This is a genomic window from Cupriavidus neocaledonicus (genome assembly GCF_000372525.1).
In the GTDB taxonomy this organism is placed as follows: Bacteria; Pseudomonadota; Gammaproteobacteria; order Burkholderiales; family Burkholderiaceae; genus Cupriavidus; species Cupriavidus neocaledonicus.
Window position 1 is genome coordinate 39,038 of the sequence record NZ_AQUR01000101.1, and the last position, 21,470, is coordinate 60,507.

The 21,470-nt window shown below is 69.1% G+C and carries 22 protein-coding genes and 1 tRNA gene; 12 read left to right on the plus strand and 11 right to left on the minus strand.

All coding sequences use genetic code 11. From position 1 onward, the window contains the following. Window positions 1-2 precede the first annotated feature (2 nt). From rph to hemW, 3 genes are read left to right on the plus strand one after another with little or no spacing between them, the layout of a single operon-like run. The gene (rph, locus tag A3AG_RS0119170) at window positions 3-722 is read left to right on the plus strand and encodes a ribonuclease PH (RefSeq protein ID WP_018006985.1); all 720 of its coding nucleotides are present in this window, start codon (window positions 3-5) and stop codon (window positions 720-722) included. Between the two features lie 15 nt (window positions 723-737). Then, entirely contained in the window at window positions 738-1,355 is a 618-nt protein-coding gene (gene rdgB, locus A3AG_RS0119175; RefSeq protein WP_018006986.1) for an RdgB/HAM1 family non-canonical purine NTP pyrophosphatase, read from the plus strand. Then, a complete protein-coding gene (hemW, locus tag A3AG_RS0119180; protein ID WP_018006987.1) occupies window positions 1,352-2,584 on the plus strand; it encodes a radical SAM family heme chaperone HemW in 1,233 nt (410 codons plus the stop codon). The genes rdgB and hemW overlap by 4 nt, the downstream gene beginning before the upstream one ends. A 79-nt stretch (window positions 2,585-2,663) precedes the next feature. On the opposite strand, the gene A3AG_RS0119185 is transcribed toward hemW, so the two are convergent. Continuing rightward, complete coding sequence (locus tag A3AG_RS0119185; protein WP_018006988.1) at window positions 2,664-3,173, minus strand: outer membrane lipoprotein; 510 nt, start codon at window positions 3,171-3,173, stop codon at window positions 2,664-2,666. 284 nt (window positions 3,174-3,457) lie between these two features. Here A3AG_RS0119185 and A3AG_RS0119190 point away from each other — a divergent pair. Next, window positions 3,458-3,547: transfer RNA gene (locus A3AG_RS0119190), tRNA-Ser, on the plus strand. 45 nt (window positions 3,548-3,592) lie between these two features. On the opposite strand, the gene A3AG_RS0119195 is transcribed toward A3AG_RS0119190, so the two are convergent. The 5 genes from A3AG_RS0119195 to A3AG_RS0119215 all read right to left on the minus strand — a co-directional run bounded on the left by A3AG_RS0119195 (window position 3,593) and on the right by A3AG_RS0119215 (window position 7,543). After that, complete coding sequence (locus A3AG_RS0119195) at window positions 3,593-3,967, minus strand: hypothetical protein (RefSeq protein WP_018006989.1); 375 nt, start codon at window positions 3,965-3,967, stop codon at window positions 3,593-3,595. 62 nt (window positions 3,968-4,029) lie between these two features. Next, window positions 4,030-5,205, minus strand: coding sequence for an osmoprotectant ABC transporter ATP-binding protein OsmV (locus A3AG_RS0119200; protein WP_018006990.1), 1,176 nt, complete (start codon window positions 5,203-5,205; stop codon window positions 4,030-4,032). Continuing rightward, window positions 5,202-5,852 (minus strand): ABC transporter permease, encoded by a 651-nt coding sequence (locus A3AG_RS0119205; RefSeq protein WP_018006991.1) that lies wholly within the window; start codon window positions 5,850-5,852, stop codon window positions 5,202-5,204. The genes A3AG_RS0119200 and A3AG_RS0119205 overlap by 4 nt, the downstream gene beginning before the upstream one ends. A gap of 10 nt (window positions 5,853-5,862) precedes the next feature. After that, a complete protein-coding gene (locus A3AG_RS0119210) occupies window positions 5,863-6,798 on the minus strand; it encodes a glycine betaine ABC transporter substrate-binding protein (protein ID WP_026164311.1) in 936 nt (311 codons plus the stop codon). A gap of 28 nt (window positions 6,799-6,826) precedes the next feature. After that, window positions 6,827-7,543, minus strand: a complete 717-nt coding sequence (locus A3AG_RS0119215) for an ABC transporter permease (RefSeq protein WP_018006993.1) — start codon at window positions 7,541-7,543, stop codon at window positions 6,827-6,829. A 278-nt stretch (window positions 7,544-7,821) separates the two neighbouring features. Between A3AG_RS0119215 and A3AG_RS0119220 the strand changes: the two genes are divergently transcribed. The 7 genes from A3AG_RS0119220 (at window position 7,822) to A3AG_RS0119250 (ending at window position 15,031) form a co-directional block, all read left to right on the plus strand. Beyond that, complete coding sequence (locus tag A3AG_RS0119220; RefSeq protein ID WP_018006994.1) at window positions 7,822-8,160, plus strand: hypothetical protein; 339 nt, start codon at window positions 7,822-7,824, stop codon at window positions 8,158-8,160. Window positions 8,161-8,224: 64 nt separating this feature from the next. Beyond that, complete coding sequence (locus tag A3AG_RS0119225) at window positions 8,225-9,151, plus strand: pirin family protein (protein ID WP_018006995.1); 927 nt, start codon at window positions 8,225-8,227, stop codon at window positions 9,149-9,151. A 428-nt stretch (window positions 9,152-9,579) separates the two neighbouring features. Further along, complete coding sequence (locus tag A3AG_RS0119230; RefSeq protein WP_018006996.1) at window positions 9,580-11,142, plus strand: ABC transporter ATP-binding protein; 1,563 nt, start codon at window positions 9,580-9,582, stop codon at window positions 11,140-11,142. Continuing rightward, window positions 11,135-12,244 carry an ABC transporter permease gene (locus A3AG_RS0119235; protein WP_018006997.1) on the plus strand — a complete coding sequence of 370 codons (1,110 nt, stop codon included), beginning with the start codon at window positions 11,135-11,137 and terminating at the stop codon, window positions 12,242-12,244. The genes A3AG_RS0119230 and A3AG_RS0119235 overlap by 8 nt, the downstream gene beginning before the upstream one ends. 18 nt (window positions 12,245-12,262) lie before the next feature. Beyond that, window positions 12,263-13,183, plus strand: a complete 921-nt coding sequence (locus tag A3AG_RS0119240; RefSeq protein WP_018006998.1) for an ABC transporter permease — start codon at window positions 12,263-12,265, stop codon at window positions 13,181-13,183. Between the two features lie 53 nt (window positions 13,184-13,236). Further along, entirely contained in the window at window positions 13,237-14,382 is a 1,146-nt protein-coding gene (locus A3AG_RS0119245) for a BMP family ABC transporter substrate-binding protein (RefSeq protein ID WP_018006999.1), read from the plus strand. A gap of 355 nt (window positions 14,383-14,737) precedes the next feature. Continuing rightward, window positions 14,738-15,031: a YkvA family protein gene (locus A3AG_RS0119250; protein ID WP_018007000.1), complete on the plus strand. Its 294-nt coding sequence runs from the start codon at window positions 14,738-14,740 to the stop codon at window positions 15,029-15,031. Window positions 15,032-15,099: 68 nt separating this feature from the next. On the opposite strand, the gene A3AG_RS0119255 is transcribed toward A3AG_RS0119250, so the two are convergent. From A3AG_RS0119255 to A3AG_RS0119270, 4 genes are read right to left on the minus strand one after another with little or no spacing between them, the layout of a single operon-like run. Further along, window positions 15,100-16,077: a quinone oxidoreductase family protein gene (locus tag A3AG_RS0119255; RefSeq protein WP_018007001.1), complete on the minus strand. Its 978-nt coding sequence runs from the start codon at window positions 16,075-16,077 to the stop codon at window positions 15,100-15,102. A gap of 50 nt (window positions 16,078-16,127) precedes the next feature. After that, window positions 16,128-16,526, minus strand: coding sequence for a methylglyoxal synthase (locus A3AG_RS0119260; RefSeq protein ID WP_018007002.1), 399 nt, complete (start codon window positions 16,524-16,526; stop codon window positions 16,128-16,130). A gap of 47 nt (window positions 16,527-16,573) precedes the next feature. After that, on the minus strand, window positions 16,574-17,362 hold the full coding sequence (locus A3AG_RS0119265; RefSeq protein ID WP_012352178.1) for an SDR family oxidoreductase: 789 nt from the start codon (window positions 17,360-17,362) through the stop codon (window positions 16,574-16,576). 56 nt (window positions 17,363-17,418) lie between these two features. Further along, complete coding sequence (locus A3AG_RS0119270; RefSeq protein WP_026164312.1) at window positions 17,419-18,306, minus strand: DMT family transporter; 888 nt, start codon at window positions 18,304-18,306, stop codon at window positions 17,419-17,421. A gap of 215 nt (window positions 18,307-18,521) precedes the next feature. Here A3AG_RS0119270 and A3AG_RS0119275 point away from each other — a divergent pair, with 215 nt between their 5' ends. Next, window positions 18,522-18,998, plus strand: a complete 477-nt coding sequence (locus A3AG_RS0119275; RefSeq protein WP_018007004.1) for a MarR family winged helix-turn-helix transcriptional regulator — start codon at window positions 18,522-18,524, stop codon at window positions 18,996-18,998. Window positions 18,999-19,145: 147 nt separating this feature from the next. On the opposite strand, the gene A3AG_RS0119280 is transcribed toward A3AG_RS0119275, so the two are convergent. Then, a complete protein-coding gene (locus A3AG_RS0119280; RefSeq protein ID WP_018007005.1) occupies window positions 19,146-21,434 on the minus strand; it encodes a xanthine dehydrogenase family protein molybdopterin-binding subunit in 2,289 nt (762 codons plus the stop codon). Between the last annotated feature and the right edge of the window lie 36 nt (window positions 21,435-21,470).

Genomic DNA, 21,470 nt, shown 5'->3' on the forward strand with positions numbered 1-21,470 from the left:
TCATGCGACCCAGCGGCCGCGCAGCCGATGCGCTGCGTTCCATCAGCCTTACCCGCCACTACACCCGTCACGCCGAAGGCTCCGTCCTGTGCGCCTTTGGCGATACCAAGGTGCTGTGCACCGCCAGCGTGCTGGCCAAGGTGCCGCCGCACAAGAAAGGCAGCGGCGAGGGCTGGGTCACGGCCGAATACGGCATGCTGCCGCGCGCCACGCATACGCGTTCCGACCGCGAGGCGGCGCGCGGCAAGCAGACCGGCCGCACCCAGGAAATCCAGCGCCTGATCGGCCGCGCCATGCGCTCGGTATTCGACCTGGCGGCGCTGGGCGAATACACGCTCCACCTCGACTGCGACGTGCTGCAGGCCGACGGCGGCACCCGCACCGCGGCCATCACCGGCGCCTTTGTCGCCGCGCATGACGCGGTCGCGACCATGCTGCGCGACGGCCTGATCGCCGCCAGCCCGATCCGCGACCATGTCGCCGCGGTCTCGGTCGGCATGGTCGACGGCGTGCCGGTGCTGGACCTGGACTACGCCGAGGACAGCAACAGCGACACCGACATGAACGTGGTCATGACCGGCAGCGGCGGCTTTGTCGAGGTGCAGGGCACCGCCGAGGGCGCGCCCTTCAGCCGCGCCGACCTCGACGCCATGACGCGCCTGGCCGAAGCCGGCATCGCGCGCCTGGTGCAGCTCCAGCGCCAAGCGCTGGGCCTGGCCTGAGCTCCGGAGCCCCCCATGCGACGCCTGGTACTGGCCTCCAACAATCCCGGCAAGCTGCGCGAATTCGGCGCGCTGCTGGCCCCGCTCGGCTTTGACGTGGTGACGCAGGGCGAGGTTGGCATCCCCGAGGCCGACGAGCCCTTCGCCACCTTTGTCGAGAACGCGCTGACCAAGGCCCGCCACGCCAGCCGGCTTGCCGGCCTGCCCGCGCTGGCGGACGACTCCGGCATCTGCGTGCAGGCGCTGGGCGGCGCGCCCGGCGTCTATTCGGCGCGCTATGCGCAGATGGCGGGACAGGCCAAGTCGGACTCGGCCAACAACGCCTACCTGGTCTCGCAGCTGGCCGGCAAGCTGAACCGGCACGCGTACTACTACTGCGTGCTGGTGTTCGTGCGCCACGCCGATGACCCGTGCCCGATCATCGCCGAAGGCGCGTGGCATGGCGAGGTCGTCGACGCGCCGCGCGGCGCGGGCGGCTTCGGCTACGACCCGCACTTCCTGCTGCCGGCGCTGGGCAAGACCGCTGCCGAGCTGCCGCCGGAAGAAAAGAACCGCGTCAGCCACCGCGCCCAGGCGCTGCGCGCACTGGTGGCCCGCCTGCAGACCGAGGCCGCGGAGCCTGACACCCGATGATTCCGATCGTACCGGCCTCCGCGTCCGTGCCAGTGGACAGCAAGCAGCTGTGGCTCAAGCCCGGGCAGATCAGCCTGCCCGGCTCGCCGCCGCTGTCGCTGTACGTGCATATCCCGTGGTGCGTGCGCAAGTGCCCGTATTGCGATTTCAACTCGCACGCCGCGCCCGGCGCCGACAACCACGAGATCCCGGAAGACCTCTACCTGGACGCGCTGCGCGCGGACCTGGAGCAGTCGCTGCCGCTGGTATGGGGCCGCCCCGTGCATACCGTCTTCATCGGCGGCGGCACGCCGAGCCTGCTGTCGGCGGCGGGCATGGACCGGCTGCTGTCGGATATCCGCGCCCTGCTGCCGCTCGACGCCGATGCCGAGATCACGATGGAAGCCAATCCCGGCACCTTCGAAGCCGGCAAGTTCGCCAGCTACCGCGCCAGCGGCATCAACCGGCTCTCGATCGGCATCCAGAGCTTCAATGACCGGCACCTGCAGGCACTGGGCCGCATCCACGGCGGCACCGAAGCGCGCCGCGCCATCGACATCGCCCAGGCCAGCTTCGACAACATCAACCTCGACCTGATGTACGCGCTGCCGGGCCAGACCCTGCAGGAATGCCAGGCGGACGTCGAAGCCGCGCTGGCCTGTGGCACCACGCACCTGTCTCTGTACCACCTGACGCTGGAGCCCAACACGCTGTTCGCGAAGTTTCCGCCGGCATTGCCCGACGACGACACGGCATACGAGATGCAGGACTGGATCGAAGCGCGCACCGCCGCGGCGGGCTATCGGCACTACGAGACCTCGGCCTATGCAAAGCCGCATCGCGAGGCGCGCCACAACCTCAACTACTGGCGCTTCGGCGACTACCTTGGCATCGGCGCCGGCGCGCACGGCAAGCTGTCGTTCCCGCAGCGCGTGCTGCGCCAGATGCGGCACAAGCATCCCGCAACCTACATCGCGCAGGCCATGGCCGGCAACGCGGTGCAGGAAGCGCGCGACGTCGGCGCCGACGAGCTGCCGTTCGAGTTCATGCTCAACGCGCTGCGCCTGACCGACGGCGTGCCGGCCTCGAGCTTCCACGACTACACCGGGCTGCCGCTGCACACCATCAGCAAGCAGCTGGCCGAGGCCGAGAAAAAAGGCTTGCTGGAAGCCGACCTGACCACGATCCGCCCCACCGAACTTGGCCGGCGCTTCCTCAACGACCTGCAGGAAATGTTCCTGAAGGACTGAGCGGCCCGCACGCCGGCAGTAAAAAAAAGGCCACGCAAGCGCGTGGCCTTTCACTTCTGGCAAACGTCTGTCCGGCAGGTCAGTACGGTGTGGCCATGTCATTGGCGACGCGCGCGCGCATGCCCACCTGCAGGCTGCCCAGGTTGGACTGCGTCACCGTGGCGAGGCGGCCGTCATCGAGCCGCACGTTGACGCGATAGACCGTCTGCGTATTGCTGCCCGCGCGCTTCTCGATCTGGTTGCCGGCCACGGCGCCGACCACGGCACCGCCGATGGTCGCCGCGGTCTGGCCGCGCCCGCCGCCGATCTGGTGGCCCAGCAGGCCGCCCGCTGCGCCGCCGATCACGGTGCCGAGCAGGCCCGAGCTGCCCTGTGTAGTGGTGATCGGCTCGATCGATTCGACGCGGCCGTAGTAAACCGCGCCGGCCGGTGCCTGCGAGGTATGGGGGTTCTGGTAACCCGGGGGCGGCGCGTTGTAGCCGGTGTTGTAGCCCTGGTCGTAGCCGCTGTTGTACGGCGCCGCACAACCGGCCAGCGCGGCCGCCGCGGCCACCGGAACGATGAGCCATGTCTTACTTGGGATTCGCATTTTGAGTTCTCCTCTGTTGCCAGGCGAAAGCCGGGGATGCGGCACACACCGCAGTGCCCGGTACGACCATATGAGCGCTGGCGCGATATGAAGGTTCCGCCTTGTCAGACAGCGCCCGACAGCACAGCAGAAGATATGGCAGGAACAACGGCCGCGCACTTGCCGCGGCCCAAGTCCCATCAGGGCGCCCGGGCCTTGTATAATGCGCGGCCAGACCGTAGCGTCTGCATGCGGCATTGCGCCGGAGGCCCCGCCCTTTCGCGCTACAATGCCCGCACTTTTCCGGAAGCGTGGCCGAGTGGTTTAAGGCAGCAGTCTTGAAAACTGCCGATGGGGTGACCCATCCGTGAGTTCGAATCTCACCGCTTCCGCCAAACAATGAAAAACGGCCCGCACCATCGACTGGTGCGGGCCGTTTTTCATCCGGCGTCGTCGTGCAGGCCTTGCTTCAGCAGCCGGTAGGCCTCGGCCTCGGAGATCCGCAGCCGGTATTTCGTCGCCAGCACGCGTGCCAGCCCGCGGGCCGCGCCGGGAGGGCTGTAGCGCAGCTGCTCGCGGTAGGCCTCGACCTCATAGCGCAGGCGCCAGCGCCGGCTGGCCAGGTAGAGCACGCCCATCAGGCCCCAGCTGCGCCAGAACTGGCGCACGTGGACCTTCTCATGCTCGATCAGCGCCTGGCTGGCGCCGGGGCGCAGGAGGATCAGCGGACCGGGCGTGAAGCCGTCAAACCCGCGTGGGATCAGCCAGCGGGTTTCGATGACCAGGCACAGGGGCGAGCGGCAATAGCGGAGCATGCCTCTAGCATAGCGCGCCAGCCGCGCTCGCGCCGCGCTCGCGCCGCGGCGTGGCGACGCGCTCAGGCGGCTGCACGCAGCGGCGCGGCGGCTGCGGCCGGGGTCGCCGGCGCGCCAGCCTGGCCGCGCGAACGGCCGGAGCTCAGGTAGCCGGCGATCGATTCCTGCGTGACCTCGCCCAGGTAGGCGCCATCGGCGCCCATCACCGGCAGCCAGCTGGTGTTGTGCTGGTACATGCGCGACAGCACGATGCGCAGGTGTTCGTCGAACGCCGCGGTGGCGGCGAACGGGCGCATCACGTCGCTGCACTGGCCCTGGCCCGAACGCGCGTCGCGACGCGTTACGTAGCCCTGCGCCACCTGCGCGTCGTCGACCACCGGCAGGTGGCGCACGTCGGCGTCGTCCATCACGCCCAGCGCCTCGGCCAGCGCCATCCCGGGGCGGCAGCTCGGCGGCATGGTGGCGGCATCGCCGGCGCGCACCAGCAACAGGCGCTTGAGCGTGTTGTCGTGGCCGACGAAGGCCTGCACGAACTCATCGGCCGGGTGCGCCAGCAGCGCGTCGGGATGGTCGAACTGCACCAGCTTGCCGCGGCGGAACACCGCCACCTTGTCGGCCAGCTTGATGGCTTCGTCGATATCGTGCGATACCATGATCACGGTCTTGCCGAGCTGGCGCTGCATCTGCAGGAATTCGTTCTGGATGCTCTCGCGGTTGATCGGGTCGACCGCGCCGAAGGGCTCGTCCATCAGCAGCAGCGGCGCGTCGGCCGCCAGCGCGCGGATCACGCCGATGCGCTGCTGCTGCCCGCCCGACAGTTCGCGCGGATAGCGCGACAGCAGGCGGTTGGGATCGAGCTGCACCATCGCCATCAGTTCGCGCGCGCGTTCGCGGCACTGCTTTTTGTCCCAGCCCAGCAGGCGCGGCACCACCATGATGTTCTCTTCGATGGTCATGTTGGGGAACAGGCCGATCTGCTGGATCACGTAGCCGATCTTGCGGCGCAGCGTCACGCCATCGAGGCCGCGCGTATCCTCGCCTTCGATGCGCACCGTGCCCGAGGTCGGCTCGATCAGCCGGTTGATCATCTTCAGCGTGGTGGTCTTGCCGCAGCCCGACGGCCCCAGGAAGACGCAGATCTCGCCGCGCGGCACCGTCAGCGACACGGCGTCGACGGCGCGCATCTCGGTGCCGTCTTTCTGCGGGAAGGACTTGGTGAGTTGGTCGAGTTCGATCATAGACGGATTCCCTTCGGCGTCAGCGCCCGCTGCAACCACTGCAGGAAGGCATCCGCCACGATGGCGAGCAGGCTGACCAGGACCGCGCCCACCGCCAGCTTGCTCATGTTGCTCTGGCTGATCGCCTGCAGGATCAGCACCCCGAGGCCACCCGCGCCGATGATGGCGGCAATGGTGGCAACCCCGATATTCATCACTACGGCGGTGCGCACGCCGCCCAGGATCACCGGCACCGCCAGCGGCAGGTCGACCAGCCGCATCCGTTGCCAGGCGGTCATGCCGATGCCGCGGCCCGCCTCCTGGATGCCGGCGTCGACATTGGCCAGCGCGGTGTAGGTATTGCGCATGATCGGCAGCAGCGAGTACAGGAACACCGCCGTCACCGCGGGCACGTAGCCGAGCGCATGGCCGAAGCGCGCGAAGACCGGGATCATCAGCCCGAACAGCGCGATCGACGGCAGCGTCAGCACGATCGTCGCCAGCGCCAGCAGCGGCGTGGCCAGCGCGCGGAAGCGCGTGATCACGATGCCCAGCGGCACCCCGATCAGGATCGCCAGCCCCACCGCCGATCCCACCAGCGCGAGATGCTCGCCGGTCAGCTTCAGCAGCGTGGGCCAGCTGTGTTGCAGGTATGCGTACAAGTCCATGCGGCCCTCCTCAGATCAGTCCGTGGCCGCGCAGGAAGTCCTCCGCCACCTTGTCCACCGGCTGCTGGCCGATGTCCACCTTGTAGTTCATCTCGGTCATGCTCTGGTTGTCGAGCCTGGCCGCGAGTGCATTGAGCAGGTCCGCCAGCTCGGGATGCTTGTCGAGCACGGGCTTGCGCACCACCGGCGCCGCGTTGTACGGCGGGAAGAAGTGCTGGTCGTCCTCGAGCAGCACCAGGTCGAAGCCCTTGACCCGGCCGTCGGTGGCGTACACCAGCCCCAGTTCCACCTGATTGTTTTTCAGCGCGGTGTAGACCAGGCCCGGATCGAGCTGGATCACGTCCCGGCGCGAAAATGGCAGCTGGTACAGCGCCTTGAGCGGCTCCAGCCCGTCCGGACGCGCGGCGAATTCCATATCGACGGCGAACGGGTGGCTGGCGTCGGCGCCCGCCTTGCGCATCTGCGCGGCAAAGGCCGACAGCGTGGTCGCGCCGCTGGCGGCCGCGCGCGCCTTCGGCATTGCCAGCGCGTAGGTGTTGTTGATGCCAGAGGCATCGAGCCACACCAGCCCGCGCGCGCCGTCCATCTGCTTGACGCGCGCATAGCTTTCCCGGGCGTCGAGCTTTTCCTCGACCTTGTTGAACACGATCAGCGCGGTGCCGGTGTAGTCCCACACCACGTCGAGCTGGTCGTTCTCCATGGCCTGGCGCATCAGCGTGCTGCCCAGGCCGGCGGTCAGCTCGGCGTCGAAGCCCTTGGCACGCAGGTACTTGGTGGTCATCGACGACAGCAGCAGCTGTTCGGTGAAGTTCTTGCCGCCCACGCGGATAGGCGCGCCCGCGGCCCGGGCCTCGGGCGCGGTGGCCAGCGCCAGGCCGGCGGCGAAGGCGGTGACCGCCGCCACCAACAGCACCGCGCGGCGGGCGCGGCGGCGCAGGTATTGCATCTGCTTTTCCATGTCGGTGTGTTCCAGTTCAGCGCGCCAGGCCGCGGCGGCGCAGGTACAGCTGGCCGGCGGCGGCGAACAGCGCATCCAGCGCCAGCGCCAGCAGCGCCGTGGCGGCGGCGCCCAGCAGCAGCAGCGGCTGGTTGTTCAGGTAGATGCCCGGGAAGATCAGCTCGCCCAGGCTGTTGGCGCCGATCAGAAACGACAGCGGCACGGTGCCGACGTTGATCACCAGCGCGATGCGGATGCCGGCCAGCATCACCGGCAGCGCGTTGGGCAGCTCCACCCGCAGCAGGCGCTGGGCCGGGGTCATGCCGATGCCGCGCGCCGCCTCCAGCAGCGTGGGCGAGACATTGCGCAGGCCCTCGTAGGTGTTGCGCACGATCGGCAGCAGCGAGGCCAGCCACAGCGCCAGGATCGCGGGCCGCTCGCCGATGCCTAGCACGGCCAGCGCCAGCGCCAGCACCGCCAGCGACGGCACCGTATTGCCGACATTGAAGACCTGCATCAGCCGGTCGGCCCAGCGGCGCATGCACGGCCGACTCAGCGCGATCCCCGCCGGGACGCCGGTGGCCAGCGCCAGCGCCATCGACAGCACCACCAGCCGCAGGTGATCGGCGACGTCGTAGAGCAGGCGCTCCTGGTACTGGCGAATCACCTCGACGCCGATCCATGCCACCAGTGCGGCCAGCGCGGCAAGCGTCAGTCCTGCCCAGGCCAGCGCCCGTGCCGGTTGCTTTGACATACTCTCCCCTTCTCCGGGCCAAAAAAGCGCGCAGCAAGCCACTTTCCGGCGACGGAAAACAATATGGGCTGGTGCGTGCGGAGATGGGGCGCCACCAGGCCCGGTTCAGATTGCATTGCCGCCATGACCGGCACGATTGCCGGCGGACGGTCTGTGGATTCGTCCGCCGTGGGCGGGGAATCTCGATTGACGGGATGCCGTGTTGGCGGCGGTCCCTGAAGCGGCGCAACCGGCGGTGCGAGCACGTCGCGAGCGGTTGGCCAGTGGCAGCGCAAGTATTGAAGTTTTCCGACGCGCCGCCGGTCCATCGGCCGTTGACTGACAAGGGCTGGCGGGGTTTCCCCACCCTGCTTCTCGCATCAACGGATGACAAAGAGAGCGCTATTATAGCGATCTTCACCGATCTTGTCATCTTTGGCCCTTCCGGGCGCGATCTGGCACCGATCTTCGTTCTTCATGCCGCCCCCGCGGCCGCCACTGCGCAGGCCCCGGACGCGGCACACGCCGCACGCCGATCGTTCCGAAAACAGTTCAGCGATTGGAAAGACTTGGCGCACCAGCAGAACAATCTGTTGCCCCTGCGCCTCTACTCTTTCCCCGCCAAAACACTAAATTGACGAGGTAGCCGAAACGACGGACCGGCCGCCATCGCCGCGCCGGACCGCCCCACAGGAGCAAGACATGGATACCCGTACCCTCGCCACCATTCCCGCCGCCGCTGCGGAAAACGTGCAGCGCTCGCGCACCGTCGACCGCGTGGTGCGCGGCATCGCCACCTCGGACGGCGCCGGCGTCAAGCTGACGCGCGTGCTGACGCAGAACCTGCAGCGCCGGCTCGACCCGTTCCTGATGCTCGATGCCTTCGGCACCGACAGCAAGGACGACTACATCGGCGGCTTCCCGGATCACCCGCACCGCGGCTTCGAGACCATCACCTACATGCTCGCCGGGCGCATGCGCCATCGCGACAGCGCCGGCAACGAGGGCCTGCTGCAGAACGGCGGCGCGCAGTGGATGGTGGCGGGCGCCGGCGTCGTCCACTCGGAAATGCCCGAGCAGGAAGACGGCCGCATGGAAGGCTTCCAGCTGTGGCTGAACCTGCCGGCCGCCGACAAGATGACGGCGCCGTGGTACCGCGACCTGCCCGCCGCCGAGATCCCGACGGTGGCGCTGGAGCATGGCGCCACGGTGCGCGTGCTGGCCGGCGCCAGCCATGGCGTGGCCGGCGCGATCACGCGCCCGGTGACCGAGCCGGTCTACCTGGACGTCGAGCTGCCGGCCGGCCAGGCCTTTGCGCAGGCGCTGCCGGCCGGGCACAACGCCTTTATCTACGTGTACCGGGGCGAAGTCTCGGTCGGCGCGGGCGACGACCGCGCCGTGGTCGAGGCGCAGCGCATGGGCGTGCTGGACAACGCCGGCCAGTCTGACGGCGTCATCGTCAGGGCCGAGACCGACGCGCGCTTCCTGCTGATCGCCGGCCGCCCGCTGAACGAGCCGATCGCGCAGTACGGCCCGTTCGTGATGAACACGCAGGAGCAGATCTACCAGACCCTGGCGGATTTCCGGGATGGGAGGTTTGCGACGAGCGTGGCTGGCAGCCAGGCGTAAAAGACCCGCTGGTGCGCTCCCCTCTCCCGCGTGCGGGAGAGGGGCTGGGGGAGAGGGCCGGCGCTGGCAATAGCGACGGCATTGACTTCGTGGAAACTCCTGCCCTCTCCCTCGCCCCCTCCCATAAATGGGCGAGGGGAGAAAATCTTCGCAGGTACGACCCAAAGCCGCCGCCTCCACCAGAGGCGGCGGTTTTTTTCGTGCTGCCGCCGGCATGCGACTTGCAACCACCCGCCAACCGTTGCACGGACTGGACACCGCCCCGATTCGGGCCTTGCCGACCCCGCGCACTTATATAATTCGTCACCAATATCCGGCATCACGAAACCATGATGAATGCTGCAATGCGTCGCGGCGATGCTGCGCCACGCACTGCCGCGCTTTGACGCATCCCCGTTGCTGCCACAACAACAACCCGAGCCGCCTCAGTGACACCACAACTTCCTCCCCGGCTGGCGCTGGCCCATATCAGCAAGCGTTACCCGGGCGTCGTTGCCAACGACGACGTCAGCCTCAGTGTTGCACCCGGCGAGATCCATGCCGTGCTGGGTGAAAACGGCGCCGGCAAGTCCACCCTGATGAAGATCATTTTCGGCGCGGTCCGTCCGGATGCCGGCGAGATGCACTTCAACGGGGCGCCGGTCAGCATCGGCAGCCCGCACGACGCCCGCAACCTGGGCATCGCCATGGTGTTCCAGCATTTCTCGCTGTTCGACACGCTCACCGTCACGGAAAACATCGCGCTGGGCCTGCCGGCCGCGCAGCAGGGCAACATGAAGCAGCTGGCCGAGCGCATCCGCGCCACCGCCGAGCGCTACGGCCTGCCGCTGGAGCCGAACCGCCATGTGCACACGCTGTCGGTGGGCGAGCGCCAGCGCGTCGAGATCGTGCGCGCGCTGCTGGCCAGCCCGCAACTGCTGATCCTGGACGAGCCTACCTCGGTGCTGACGCCGCAGGCGGTGGAAACGCTGTTCGTCACGCTGCGCCAGCTGGCCGCCGAAGGCACCAGCATCCTCTACATCAGCCACAAGCTCGACGAGATCCGCGCGCTGTGCCATCACGCCACCGTGATGCGCATGGGCAAGGTCACTGGCGTATGCGATCCGCGCCAGGAAACCGCGGCATCGCTGTCGCGCCTGATGATCGGCGGCGAACCGCCGCGCGAGGCGCGCGTGGCCGCGCAGCGCGGGCCGGTGCGCCTGAGCGTGCAGGGCCTGTCGCTGCCGCGCGCGCATGCGTTCGCGACCGAGCTGAGCCAGGTTGCGCTCGATGTCCACACGGGCGAGATCGTCGGCATCGCCGGGGTCTCGGGCAACGGCCAGCAGGAGTTGCTGGCCGCGCTGTCCGGCGAAGACACGCGCGCCGACGCCACCTCGGTGCTGCTGGATGGCAAGCCCGCGGGCCGCCTCGATGCGCGCCAGCGCCGCCGCGCCGGGCTGGCCTTTGTGCCGGAAGAGCGCCTGGGCCGCGGCGCGGTGCCCGGCATGAGCCTGGCCACCAATATCCTGTTGTCGCACCAGACCCCGCCCTATGTCCGGCAAGGCATGATTTCGCCCGGCGCGGCCAGCGGGCTGGCGTCGGCGGTGATCAACCGCTTCCGCGTCAAGGCCAGCGGTCCGCAGGCGCTGGCGCGCAGCCTGTCGGGCGGCAACCTGCAGAAATTCATTGTCGGCCGCGAGATCGAAAGCGGCCCGAGGGTATTGATCGTGGCGCAACCCACCTGGGGTGTGGACGTGGGCGCCGCGGCGCAGATCCACAACGAGATCCTGGCGCTGAAGGCCACCGGCTGCGCCATCCTGGTGGTGTCGGAAGAGCTCGACGAGCTGTTCGCGATCTGCGACCGGCTGCACGTGATCGCCAAGGGCCGGCTGTCGCCGTCGCTGGCGACCGAGACCGCCACGCGCGAGCAGGTCGGGCTGTGGATGAGCGGCTTGTGGCAAGGCGGACCGGCTCAGGCCCCTGCAGGCACGGAGGTGGCAAGCCATGGCTGATGTGCGCGCCCTGCTGCCCCGCTCCCCCCTGACGCTGGCGCCGCGCGGCATGCCCTCGCGCGCGATGGCCTACGCCTCGCCGGTACTGGCGCTGGCGCTGACGCTGCTGTTCGGGGCACTGCTGTTCCTGGCGCTCGGCAAGGATCCCGTGGCCGCGCTCAAGGTGTTCCTGGCCGATCCGCTGCGCGACAAGCGCGCGATCGGCGAGGTGCTGCTCAAGACCGTGCCGCTGGTGCTGTGTGCGCTCGGCCTGTCGGTGTGCTACCGCGCCAACGTGTGGAATATCGGCGCCGACGGCCAGCTGATTGCCGGCGGCATCTGCGCCGGCGCGGCGGTGCTGGTTTTCGATGTGCCGGGGCAGGCCATGAACGGCACCGTGGTGCTGGTGCTGGCGTCGCTCGCCGGCATCGCCGGCGGCATGGCGTGGGCCTCGCTCACCGCGCTGCTCAAGGACCGCTTCAACGCCAACGAGATCCTGGTATCGCTGATGCTGACCTATATCGCGCAGCAGCTGCTGCTGTGGGTGGTCAACGGGCCGCTGAAGGATCCCAACGGCATGAACTTCCCGCAATCGAAGGTGTTCTCGTCCGAGTACCTGCTGCCCAACCTGCTGTCGGGCTCGCGGCTGCACGTCGGCTTTGTCGTGATGCTGGTGCTGGTGGCGGTGATGACGGTGTTCGTGTTCCGCAGCTTCGCCGGCTACCGGCTGCAGGTCGGCGGCACCGCGCCGGCGGCGGCGCGCTATGCGGGCTTCTCGGCGCGCAGCGCGCTGTGGAGCGCGCTGCTGATCTCGGGCGCAACGGCGGGACTGGCGGGCGCGTTCGAAGTGGTGGGGCCGATCGGGCAGCTGCTGCCGTCGATCTCGCCGGGCTATGGCTTCACCGCCATCATCGTCGCCTTTATCGGCCGGCTGCATCCGGTCGGCACCGTGTTCGGCGGCATCATGATGTCGCTGTTCTATATCGGCGGCGAGATGGCGCAGTCGCGCCTTGGCCTGCCCTCGGCAATCGGCTGGGTGTTCCAGGGCATGCTGCTGTTCTTCCTGCTGGCGTGCGACACGCTGATCGACAACCGCCTGCGCTGGCGCGCCACCACGGCCTGAGCGGAGCACACCAAGACCATGGAACAACTCGCCCCCCTCATCGCCACCGCCATCAACGCCGGCACGCCGCTGCTGCTGGCCGCGCTGGGCCTGCTGATCAACGAGCGCTCGGGCGTGCTCAACCTGGGCGCCGAAGGCATGATGCTGGTCGCCGCGGTGGCCGGCTTCATGGTCGGCTACCAGACCCAGTCGCCGCTGCTCGGCTTTGCCGCCGGCGCGCTGGCGGGCATGCTGATGGCCACGCTGTTCTCGTGGCTGGCGCTGGTGCTGGCCACCAACCAGGTCGCCACCGGACTGGCGCTGTCGATCTTCGGCACCGGCCTGTCGGCCTTCATGGGCCAGCGCTTCGTCGGTTTCGCCATGCCGGCGCAAGCCAAGGCCGTGCCGGGCCTGGCCGACCTGCCCTTCGTCGGTCCGGCGTTCTTCCAGCATCACTGGATGGTGTATTTCAGCCTGCTGCTGTGCTTCGCCATCATGTGGTTCCTGTTCCGCACGCGCGCGGGGCTGACGCTGCGCGCGATCGGCGAATCGCCGGAATCCGCGCATGCGCTGGGCTACCCGGTGCGCACCATCCGCTTCGGCGCGCTGCTGTTCGGCGGCGCCTGCTGCGGGCTGGCGGGCGCCTACCTGTCGCTGGTCTACACCCCGATGTGGGTCGAGAACCTGGTGGCGGGCCGCGGCTGGATCGCGCTGGCGCTGACCACCTTTGCCACCTGGCGCCCGGGCCGCGTGCTGGTGGGCGCGTGGCTGTTCGGCGCCGTGACCATCCTGCAGTTCTATCTGCAGGGCGTGGGCGTCTCGGTGCCGTCGCAGTTCCTGTCGATGCTGCCCTACGCCGCCACCATCGTGGTGCTGGCGCTGATCTCGCGCAATCCGGCGTGGATACGCCTGAACATGCCGGCGTCGCTGGGCAAGCCGTTCCGCCCCGGCAACGCCTGATCGCTTTTCTGACGGAAATCCCCGAGCTACAACCATTCACACAAGGAGAAATCATGATCGTCACGCGCAGGAAGACCCTGGCGGCGCTGGCCGCCACCGCCGTGCTGGCCCTGGCCGGCTGCGGCAAGAAAGAGGCCGACAAGCCCGCCGAGCCCGCCGGCGCCGCTTCCGCGCCCGCCGCCGGGCAGGCCGCGGAGCCGCTCAAGGTTGCGTTCGTCTATATCGGCCCGGTCGGCGATGCCGGCTGGACCTTCGCGCATGACAACGGCCGCAAGGCGGTCGAAGAGAAGTTCGGCAGCAAGGTCAAGACCACCTTCGTCGAGAATGTGCCCGAGTCCGCCGCCGACGCCGAGCGCGTGTTCCGCGACCTGGCCAGCCAGGGCAACAAGCTGATCTTCGGCACCACGTTCGGCTACATGGAGTCGATGCTCAAGGTGGCGAAGGAATTCCCGGACGTGAAGTTCGAGCACGCCACCGGCTTCAAGACCGCCGACAACCTGGCCCAGTACGACGTGCGCACCTATGAAGGCGCCTACCTCGCGGGCGTGGTCGCCGGCAAGATGAGCAAGACCGGCAAGATGGGCGTGGTGGCTTCGGTGCCCATCCCCGAGGTGATCCGCAACATCGACTCGTTCACGCTGGGCGCGCGCAGCGTCAACCCGAACGCCACGGTCAAGGTGGTGTGGGTCAACAAGTGGTTCGATCCGGGCAAGGAGCGCGAAGCCGCGACCACGCTGATCGGCCAGGGCGTCGACATGCTGATGCAGAACACCGACTCCGCCGCCGTGGTGCAGACCGCGCAGGAAAAAGGCGTGCATGCCTTCGGCTGGGACAGCGACATGACCAAGTTCGGCGACAAGGCCCACCTGGCCGCGTCGGTGATCTCGTGGGGCGTCTACTACAACAAGGTGGTCGAAGACGTGCTCAACAACCAGTGGAAGAACAGCACCACGTGGTGGGGCCTGAAGGAAGGCATGATCGACCTGAAGAGCTACAACGCCGACGTGCCGGCCGACGTCAAGGCGCTGGTCGACGAGCGCAAGAAGGGCATCATCGACGGCACCGCGCCGATCTGGAAGGGCCCGATCAAGGACAACACCGGCAAGGAACAGCTGGCGAGGGACCAGGTCGCGGACGACAAATTCCTGCACGGCGTGAAGTTCTATGTCGAGGGCGTGGAAGGGAAGATTCCGGGGTGATTCGTTGCGCAACCGCGCTCGGCTGGCCACAGTGAGTTGCACCCAGGCCGCTCGAGCTGGCCTGAGCAAGGTGTTCTCCCTCTCCCCTCACGGGGAGAGGGTCGGGGTGAGGGGCGGTTTGGCTGGGAACCACATCAAGCGAGGCCAACGGTTTTAACCCCCAGGCTTCAAGCCTTTGACCCTCCTGCCCTCCGCCCGCCCCTCTCCCGCTCGGGGGAGGGGGGAGCAAATCCGCAGCGTGGAAAAGCGCCCAAGGCACCTTCCCGCACCTCCGGAACTTGAAGCCCCTGAGACCGGCCCAACCTCTCTGCGTATGCGCCAGTGTCAGGCGCGCGCCATGTGAAGGAGGCCTCTCATGTTGAAGCGTTTTTCGGCCCTGTGGACGCTGGTTCGCCGCGACGGCAGACTGTTCTGGTATGCGCTGCGCCACCCGGACGCGCCGGCGTGGCTCAAGCCGGCCGCCATCGGCCTGCTGCTCTACGCGATCTCGCCGATCGACCTTGTGCCCGACCTGGTCGCAGGCCTGGGGCTGGTCGACGACGTGGTGCTGATCCCGCTCGCCGTCCACCTGATCCTCAAGCGCCTGCCGCCGCATATCCTGCGGCAGGCGCAGGCGCGCGCCACTGCGACCACGGTCCGGCCGCACTGACGCCACCAACAAAAAATCCCCGGGACACCGAGTGCCCCGGGGATTTTTCATGCCCGCGCGGAACGCTTTCAGTGCGGCAGCAGGATGGTCGAGCCGGTGGTCTTGCGCGCTTCCAGGTCCCGGTGCGCCTGCGCCACCTCGGACAGCGCGTAGCGCTGGCGGATGTCGACCTTGACCTTGCCGGTGGTGACGGCGTCGAACAGGTCGGCCACCATCGGCTCGAGCAGTTCGCGGTGCACCACGTAGGTCATCAGCGTCGGCCGCGTCAGGCGCAGCGAGCCCTTGTTGCCCAGCACCGACAGGTCGAACGGCGGCACCGGCCCCGAAGCGTTGCCGAAGCTGACCATGGTGCCGCGCGGCGCCAGGCAGTCGAGCGAGCCGCGGAAGGTATCGGCGCCGATCGAGTCATAGACCGCCGGCACGCCCTTGCCGTTGGTGATCTCCCGGACCCGCTCGACGAACGACTCGCGCGTATAGACGATGGTGTGGGCGCAGCCGTTGGCGCGCGCCAGTTCAGCCTTCTCGTCGCTGCCGACGGTGCCGATCACGGTCACGCCGAGCGCCTTCAGCCACTGGCACGCAATCAGTCCGACCCCGCCCGCGGCCGCGTGCAGCAGCACGGTGTCGCCCGGCTGCACCTTGTAGCTGTCGCGGATCAGGTACTGTGCCGTCAGGCCCTGCAGCATCATCGCCGCGGCGGTGTCGAACGGGATCGCGTCGGGCAGCCGCACCACGATGTCGGCCGGCATCACCCGCACCTGCGCATAGGCGCCGGTGGGACGGCCGGCATAGGCGACGCGGTCGCCCACGGCCACGTGGCGCACGCCCTCGCCCACCGCCTCGACCACGCCGGCGCCTTCCATGCCGAGCCCGCCCGGCAGCGGCTGCTTGTACAGCCCGGTGCGGAAATACACGTCGATGTAGTTCAGGCCCACCGCCTCGTGGCGCACGCGCACTTCGCCGGGGCCGGGCTCGCCCACCTGTACATCGACCCACTGCATGACTTCGGGACCGCCGGTCTGCTCGATCCGGATGGCTTTGCTCATCTGCGTCGCTCCTTGTTTTGGTGAGGCATCGATCGGGAATGCGGAGTGCTTCAGCCGGCCTGCGCCGCGCCGTTCTCGCGCGCAAGCCCGGCCAGCAGCAGCTCGGCGCTGGCCACGTTGGTGGCGCACGGCACGTTGTGCACGTCGCAGGCGCGCACCAGCGCGTTGATATCGGGTTCGTGCGGCTGCGGCGTCATCGGGTCGCGCAGGAACACCACCGCGCTGACGCGGCCTTCGGCCAGCTGCGCGCCGATCTGCAGGTCGCCGCCCCACGGGCCCGACAGCATGCGCGTGACATCGAGCCCGACTTCGTCGATCAGGCGCCCGCCGGTGGTGCCGGTGGCAAGCAGTTCGCACTGCGACAGGAAGTCGCGATGGCGTGCGGCGAAGGCGACGATGTCGTCCTTCTTGTGGTCATGGGCGATCAGCGCGATACGGGGCCGGGTCATTCAGGGCTTCCTTTTGCGGGGTACGGGTAAGGTCTGGACACTGCGGCTCAGAACGTGCCAGGGAAGGCGCCGCCGTCGAGCAGGATGTTCTGGCCGGTGATGTAGCCGGCATGGCGGCTGCACAGGAACGCACAGGTGGCGCCGAACTCGGCCGGTTCGCCAAAGCGGCGCGAGGGGTTGGCCGCGGCGCGGCGCTGCGCCACTTCCTCGACGCTCAGGCCGGCCTTCTTGGCGCCGCCTTCCATGGTCTTGAACAGCCGGTCGGTATTGAACGGACCGGGCAGCAGGTTGTTGATGGTGACGCCGTGCTGCGCCACTTCGCGCGCGACGCCGGCGACGAAGCCGGTCAGGCCGGAGCGTGCGCCGTTGGACAGGCCCAGCACATCGATCGGCGCCTTGACCGCGCCGCTGGTGATATTGATGATGCGGCCCCACTTGCGCGCGATCATGCCGTCGACGGTGGCCTTGATCAGCTCGATCGGGGTCAGCATGTTGGCGTCGAGCGCGGCCAGCCAGTCGCTGCGCTCCCAGTCGCGGAAATTGCCCGGCGGCGGGCCGCCGGCGTTGTTGACCAGGATGTCGAGGTCGCCGAGTTTGGCGGCGGCGTCCAGCGCCGCCTTGCGCCCTTCCGGCGTGGTGATGTCGGTCGCCACCGCGATCACGCGGCGGCCATGGCGCGCGCGCAGGTCGGCCGCGGCCTTTTCCAGGGCCTCGGCGCCGCGCGCCACGATCACCACGTCGACGCCCTCGGCGGCCAGCGCATCGGCGCAGGCGAAGCCCAGGCCCTTGCTGGCGCCGCATACCAGCGCATGCTTGCCGCGCAGTCCCAGATCCATGTGTTTCTCCCTAGTCTGTTGTCTGTGACGGACCCGCACCCGGCGGGTCCCCCGAATCAGTTTTTCCTTGCCGACAGCAAGTACATGCCGCCCATCACCAGCGCGCTGCCGGCCAGCTGCACGCCGCTGACGGGCTCGCCGAGCAGCCAGAACGCCAGCAACAGCGTCGACACCGGCCCGATCATGCCTGCCTGCGACGCCATTGGCGCGCCGATGCGCGCCACCGCGACCATGGTCAGCGACACCGGCAGCACGGTGCAGAACACCGCGTTGACGAGCGACAGCCACAGCACCGGCGCCGGCTGCGCGAGCTCCGCCAGCGGCCGGCCCAGCACCAGGTACTGGATCACGCAGCAGGCGGTGGACACGCACATGGCATACGCTACCAGCCGCAGCGAGCCGATGCGCTGCACCAGCTCGCCGCTCAGGATCAGGTAGATACCGTAGGTGATGGCGCTGCCCAGCACCAGCGCGCCGCCCAGCCACACCTGGCTGCCGCTGACATCGAGGTCATGCGCGAACACCAGCACGATGCCGGCATAGGCCAGCAGCAGCGACAGCCACTGGTGCCTGCCGATCGGCCGGCGCAACAGCAGCGCGGTGGCCAGCAGCACGAACGACGGCGTCAGGAACAGGATCAGCCGCTCCAGTCCGGCGGTGATGTACTGCAGCCCGATAAAGTCCAGGAAGCTGGACAGGTAGTAGCCGATAAAGCCGAGAAACACCACCCGGCCCCGGTCCGCCCACGACAGCGGCGCCAGCCGCCGCGACTGCCACCAGCCGATCGCCATGAACAGCGGCACCGCGAACAGCATGCGCAGCGTGATCACCATCACGGCATCGACGTTGTAGCGGTACATCAGCTTGGCGACGATGGCCTTGGCCGAGAACAGCACCGCGCCCACGGCGGCGATGACAAGGCCCGAGCGCTGCGGCGACGGCAGCGCGGCGGGCACGGCGAGAGACTTCTGGGAGGCGGCCACGAAGCGTACGGGGAAGCGAGGGAGAGCGGGCCGGCACGGCGGCCCCGCAAAACGACCCGACGATTGTATTCGAAAAGGCGCGAGGGCATCGGACGCCGCCCCGGGCGCGCGCGGCCCCCTGTTCCACGGCCTTCCTCGGTATACTCTGGGTCACCTCAAGCCACCGCGCCTGCTTCGTGCCCCAGCCCGCCGACACGCCTTCCGGCAAGCCCGCCGCCGACTATGACTTCACCGAGCAGGTGGGCCACCTGCTGCGGCGCGCCTACCAGCGCCATGTGGCGATCTTCCAGCAGACCATCCCCGATTCGCAGCTGACCGCGGCGCAATTCGTGGTGCTGTGCGCGGTGCGCGACCGGCAGCCGTGTTCGATGAACGAGGTGGTGCGGGCCACCGCGATCGACCAGGCCACGGTGCGCGGCATCATCGACCGGCTCAAGTCGCGCAAGCTGATCGCGGTCTCGCACGATCCCAACGACCGGCGCAAGGTCGTGGTGACGGTCACGCCCGCCGGGCTGGCCCTGATCGACGAGACCGTGCCGTTCGCAAAGGAAATCTCGGAGCAGACCTTCGGCAGCCTGAATCCGGCCGAGCGCGTGGCGGTGACTTACCTGCTGCGCAAGATGAGCGAGATCGACGAGGGGAATGGCGGCTAGCGCCGCCGAGGGTTTTCTCCCCTCTCCCGCTTGCGAGAGAGGGGCCGGGGGAGAGGGCAGGCGCTTGCGTACCGCGGCGGCCGCACTTCGTCGACGCTCCCGCCCTCACCCCAACCCTCTCCCGCAAGCGGGAGAGGGAGTACACAATCAGCCTTTGTTTGCGGACATCGCCGCCATCGCCGCCAGCACCGTCTCCGGCACGAACGGCGGCCGGCGCAGGCGCACGCCCAGCGCATCGAACAACGCATTGGCAAGCGCCGGCGCGCCCGGCAGCGACGCCGATTCGCCGGCGCCCAGCGGCGGCTCTGACTGGCGCGGCATCAGCACCACATCGATCGGCGGGATTTCCGGGAAGGTCAGCAGCGGATAGCTGCCCCATTCGCGACTGGCGACACCGTCGGCATCGAAGCGGACCTGCTCCTTCAGCACGCGGCTGAGGGTCTGCACCACATTGCCGTGGACCTGGTGGCGCACGCCGTCGGGATTGACGACCATGCCGGTGTCCTGCCCCACCACCACCTTGTCGATGGCGATGCGGCCCGTGCCCGCATCGACGGACAGGTCTACCACCCAGGCGGCCCAGGCCGCGCCGAATCCGGGAAAACGGCTGTGGATATAGCGCGCGTAGGCCACGCCCCGGCCGCGCAACCGTCCGTCGGCATCCGGCACGCCGCGGGATCCGGCAGTACCGCGCCGCCAGCCGGACGCGTCGGCGACGGCCCGCAGCAAATCCGCGGCGCGTTCGTCAGGCAGGTGCCGCAGGCGGAAATCGACCGGGTCGGCGCCCGCCGCCAGGGCCAGTTCGTCGATCACGCACTCGTGCGCGAAGGCATTGGGCAGCGCCGATACGCCGCGCAGCCACGACGCGCGCACGATCGCCGGCGTGTCGTCGCAGCCGATGCGGCGCGCGGCATAGGCATAGGGCGGCACGGCGGTACGGTCGCCCATCTCCAGCGTGCGCGGGGCATTGGATACGGCACCGGTCAGCACCAGCGCCAGCGTGGGCGCGTCGTTGGACGGATAGCGGCTGGTGAAGTCGTAGCCGAGCAGCGCGCCGTCGGCGCCGAGCGTGGCGCTGACGTCCATCAGCTGGGCCGCGCCCTTGGGCTCCCACAGGTGCTCCTGCTCGCGCGACAGCTGCACGCGCACCGGCCGCCCCACCGCGCGCGACAGCAGCGCCGCGTCGGCACAGACGTCGTCGGCGCAATTGCGCCCGTAGCAGCCGGCGGCCTCCATGCGCACGATCTCGATGCGGTCCTCGCCCAGTCCGCACAGCCGGGACAGGTCGATGCGCAGCATGTGCGGGTTCTGCGTGCCGGACCATACCGTCAGGCCCTCGTCGTGCCAGTCGGCCACGGCGCACGACGGGCCGATGGAGCCGTGCATCTGGTACGGCCACACGTAGCGCCGCTGCAGTACCGCGCCGGCGCCGCTGGCGGGCAGCTCGCCCTCTGTCAGCAGCTCGCGCCGCGTGGCGGGATTGGCGCGCAGCGCCGGCTCCGGATCGTCCAGCGCGGGCAACGGCGGCACCGGCTTCCACTGCACGCGCAGCCGGCGCGCGGCCTGCACCGCATATTCCTCGCGCTCGGCCACCACGCCGATAAAGTCGCCCTGTACCACCACCCCGACCAGGCCGGGCACGTCGCGCACCGAATCCCGGTCGACGGCCAGCAGGCTGTTGCCGACGCAGGCACCGCTGTCGCGCCCCGCATACGGCGGGCGCACCACGCGGCCGTGCAGCATGCCGGGCACGCGCACGTCGTGGACGAAGGTCAGCGCCCCGCGCGCCTTGTCGGGGATATCGACGCGCGGCGCAGCGCGCCCGACGATTCGGTAGGACTCGACCGGCTTGACCGGCACGTCTTCGGCCAGCGGCAGCTCCACGTGCTCGCCGGCCACCAGCGCGGCGTAACCGATGTCGGCCTGCGTGCCGCGCACGCGGAATACGCCGTTGTCCGCTGCCAGCGCGGCGACGTCGACGCCGAGCTGCCGCGCCGCGCGCGCCTGCAGCCACGCGCGCGCCTGCGCCGCGGCGCGGCGCAGCGGCAGTGCCGAGATCTGGATCGAGGCGCTGGCGATGGTCGGGCCCTGGTTGGGCGTGGCCTCGGTATGGCCCAGCACCATGCGCACGTTATCGAGGGATACATCGAGTTCCTCGGCGACGATCTGCGCCAGCGCGGTGCGGATGCCTGTGCCGAGGTCGACGTGCCCGTTGAAGGCGAGCACCTCGCCGTTGTCGCGCACGGCGATAAACAGGTCCGGCAGCGCCGGCACATAGTCCGACGCCGCGCCGGGCTGGCCCGGCGCCGGGCGCGCGGCTGCCTGCGGGGCGCGCGTCACCAGCAGCACGCCGGTGGCCTGCAGCAGCGCCAGCCGCAGCGCGCGCGGCGTGGCGGCATCGGCCTGTGCCGGGGGTTGCAGCTGGGTTGCGGTCATGGTTCTACTCTCTTCATCATCGGCCGTGGCGCGGGG

Coding starts and splice junctions, on each gene's coding strand:
- rph (WP_018006985.1), top strand. CDS start 3: ATGCGACCCAGCGGCCGCGCAGCCGATGCGCTGCGTTCCATCAGCCTT.
- rdgB (WP_018006986.1), top strand. CDS start 738: ATGCGACGCCTGGTACTGGCCTCCAACAATCCCGGCAAGCTGCGCGAA.
- hemW (WP_018006987.1), top strand. CDS start 1,352: ATGATTCCGATCGTACCGGCCTCCGCGTCCGTGCCAGTGGACAGCAAG.
- A3AG_RS0119185 (WP_018006988.1), bottom strand. CDS start 3,173: ATGCGAATCCCAAGTAAGACATGGCTCATCGTTCCGGTGGCCGCGGCG.
- A3AG_RS0119195 (WP_018006989.1), bottom strand. CDS start 3,967: ATGCTCCGCTATTGCCGCTCGCCCCTGTGCCTGGTCATCGAAACCCGC.
- A3AG_RS0119200 (WP_018006990.1), bottom strand. CDS start 5,205: ATGATCGAACTCGACCAACTCACCAAGTCCTTCCCGCAGAAAGACGGC.
- A3AG_RS0119205 (WP_018006991.1), bottom strand. CDS start 5,852: ATGGACTTGTACGCATACCTGCAACACAGCTGGCCCACGCTGCTGAAG.
- A3AG_RS0119210 (WP_026164311.1), bottom strand. CDS start 6,798: ATGCAATACCTGCGCCGCCGCGCCCGCCGCGCGGTGCTGTTGGTGGCG.
- A3AG_RS0119215 (WP_018006993.1), bottom strand. CDS start 7,543: ATGTCAAAGCAACCGGCACGGGCGCTGGCCTGGGCAGGACTGACGCTT.
- A3AG_RS0119225 (WP_018006995.1), top strand. CDS start 8,225: ATGGATACCCGTACCCTCGCCACCATTCCCGCCGCCGCTGCGGAAAAC.
- A3AG_RS0119235 (WP_018006997.1), top strand. CDS start 11,135: ATGGCTGATGTGCGCGCCCTGCTGCCCCGCTCCCCCCTGACGCTGGCG.
- A3AG_RS0119240 (WP_018006998.1), top strand. CDS start 12,263: ATGGAACAACTCGCCCCCCTCATCGCCACCGCCATCAACGCCGGCACG.
- A3AG_RS0119245 (WP_018006999.1), top strand. CDS start 13,237: ATGATCGTCACGCGCAGGAAGACCCTGGCGGCGCTGGCCGCCACCGCC.
- A3AG_RS0119250 (WP_018007000.1), top strand. CDS start 14,738: ATGTTGAAGCGTTTTTCGGCCCTGTGGACGCTGGTTCGCCGCGACGGC.
- A3AG_RS0119255 (WP_018007001.1), bottom strand. CDS start 16,077: ATGAGCAAAGCCATCCGGATCGAGCAGACCGGCGGTCCCGAAGTCATG.
- A3AG_RS0119260 (WP_018007002.1), bottom strand. CDS start 16,526: ATGACCCGGCCCCGTATCGCGCTGATCGCCCATGACCACAAGAAGGAC.
- A3AG_RS0119265 (WP_012352178.1), bottom strand. CDS start 17,362: ATGGATCTGGGACTGCGCGGCAAGCATGCGCTGGTATGCGGCGCCAGC.
- A3AG_RS0119280 (WP_018007005.1), bottom strand. CDS start 21,434: ATGACCGCAACCCAGCTGCAACCCCCGGCACAGGCCGATGCCGCCACG.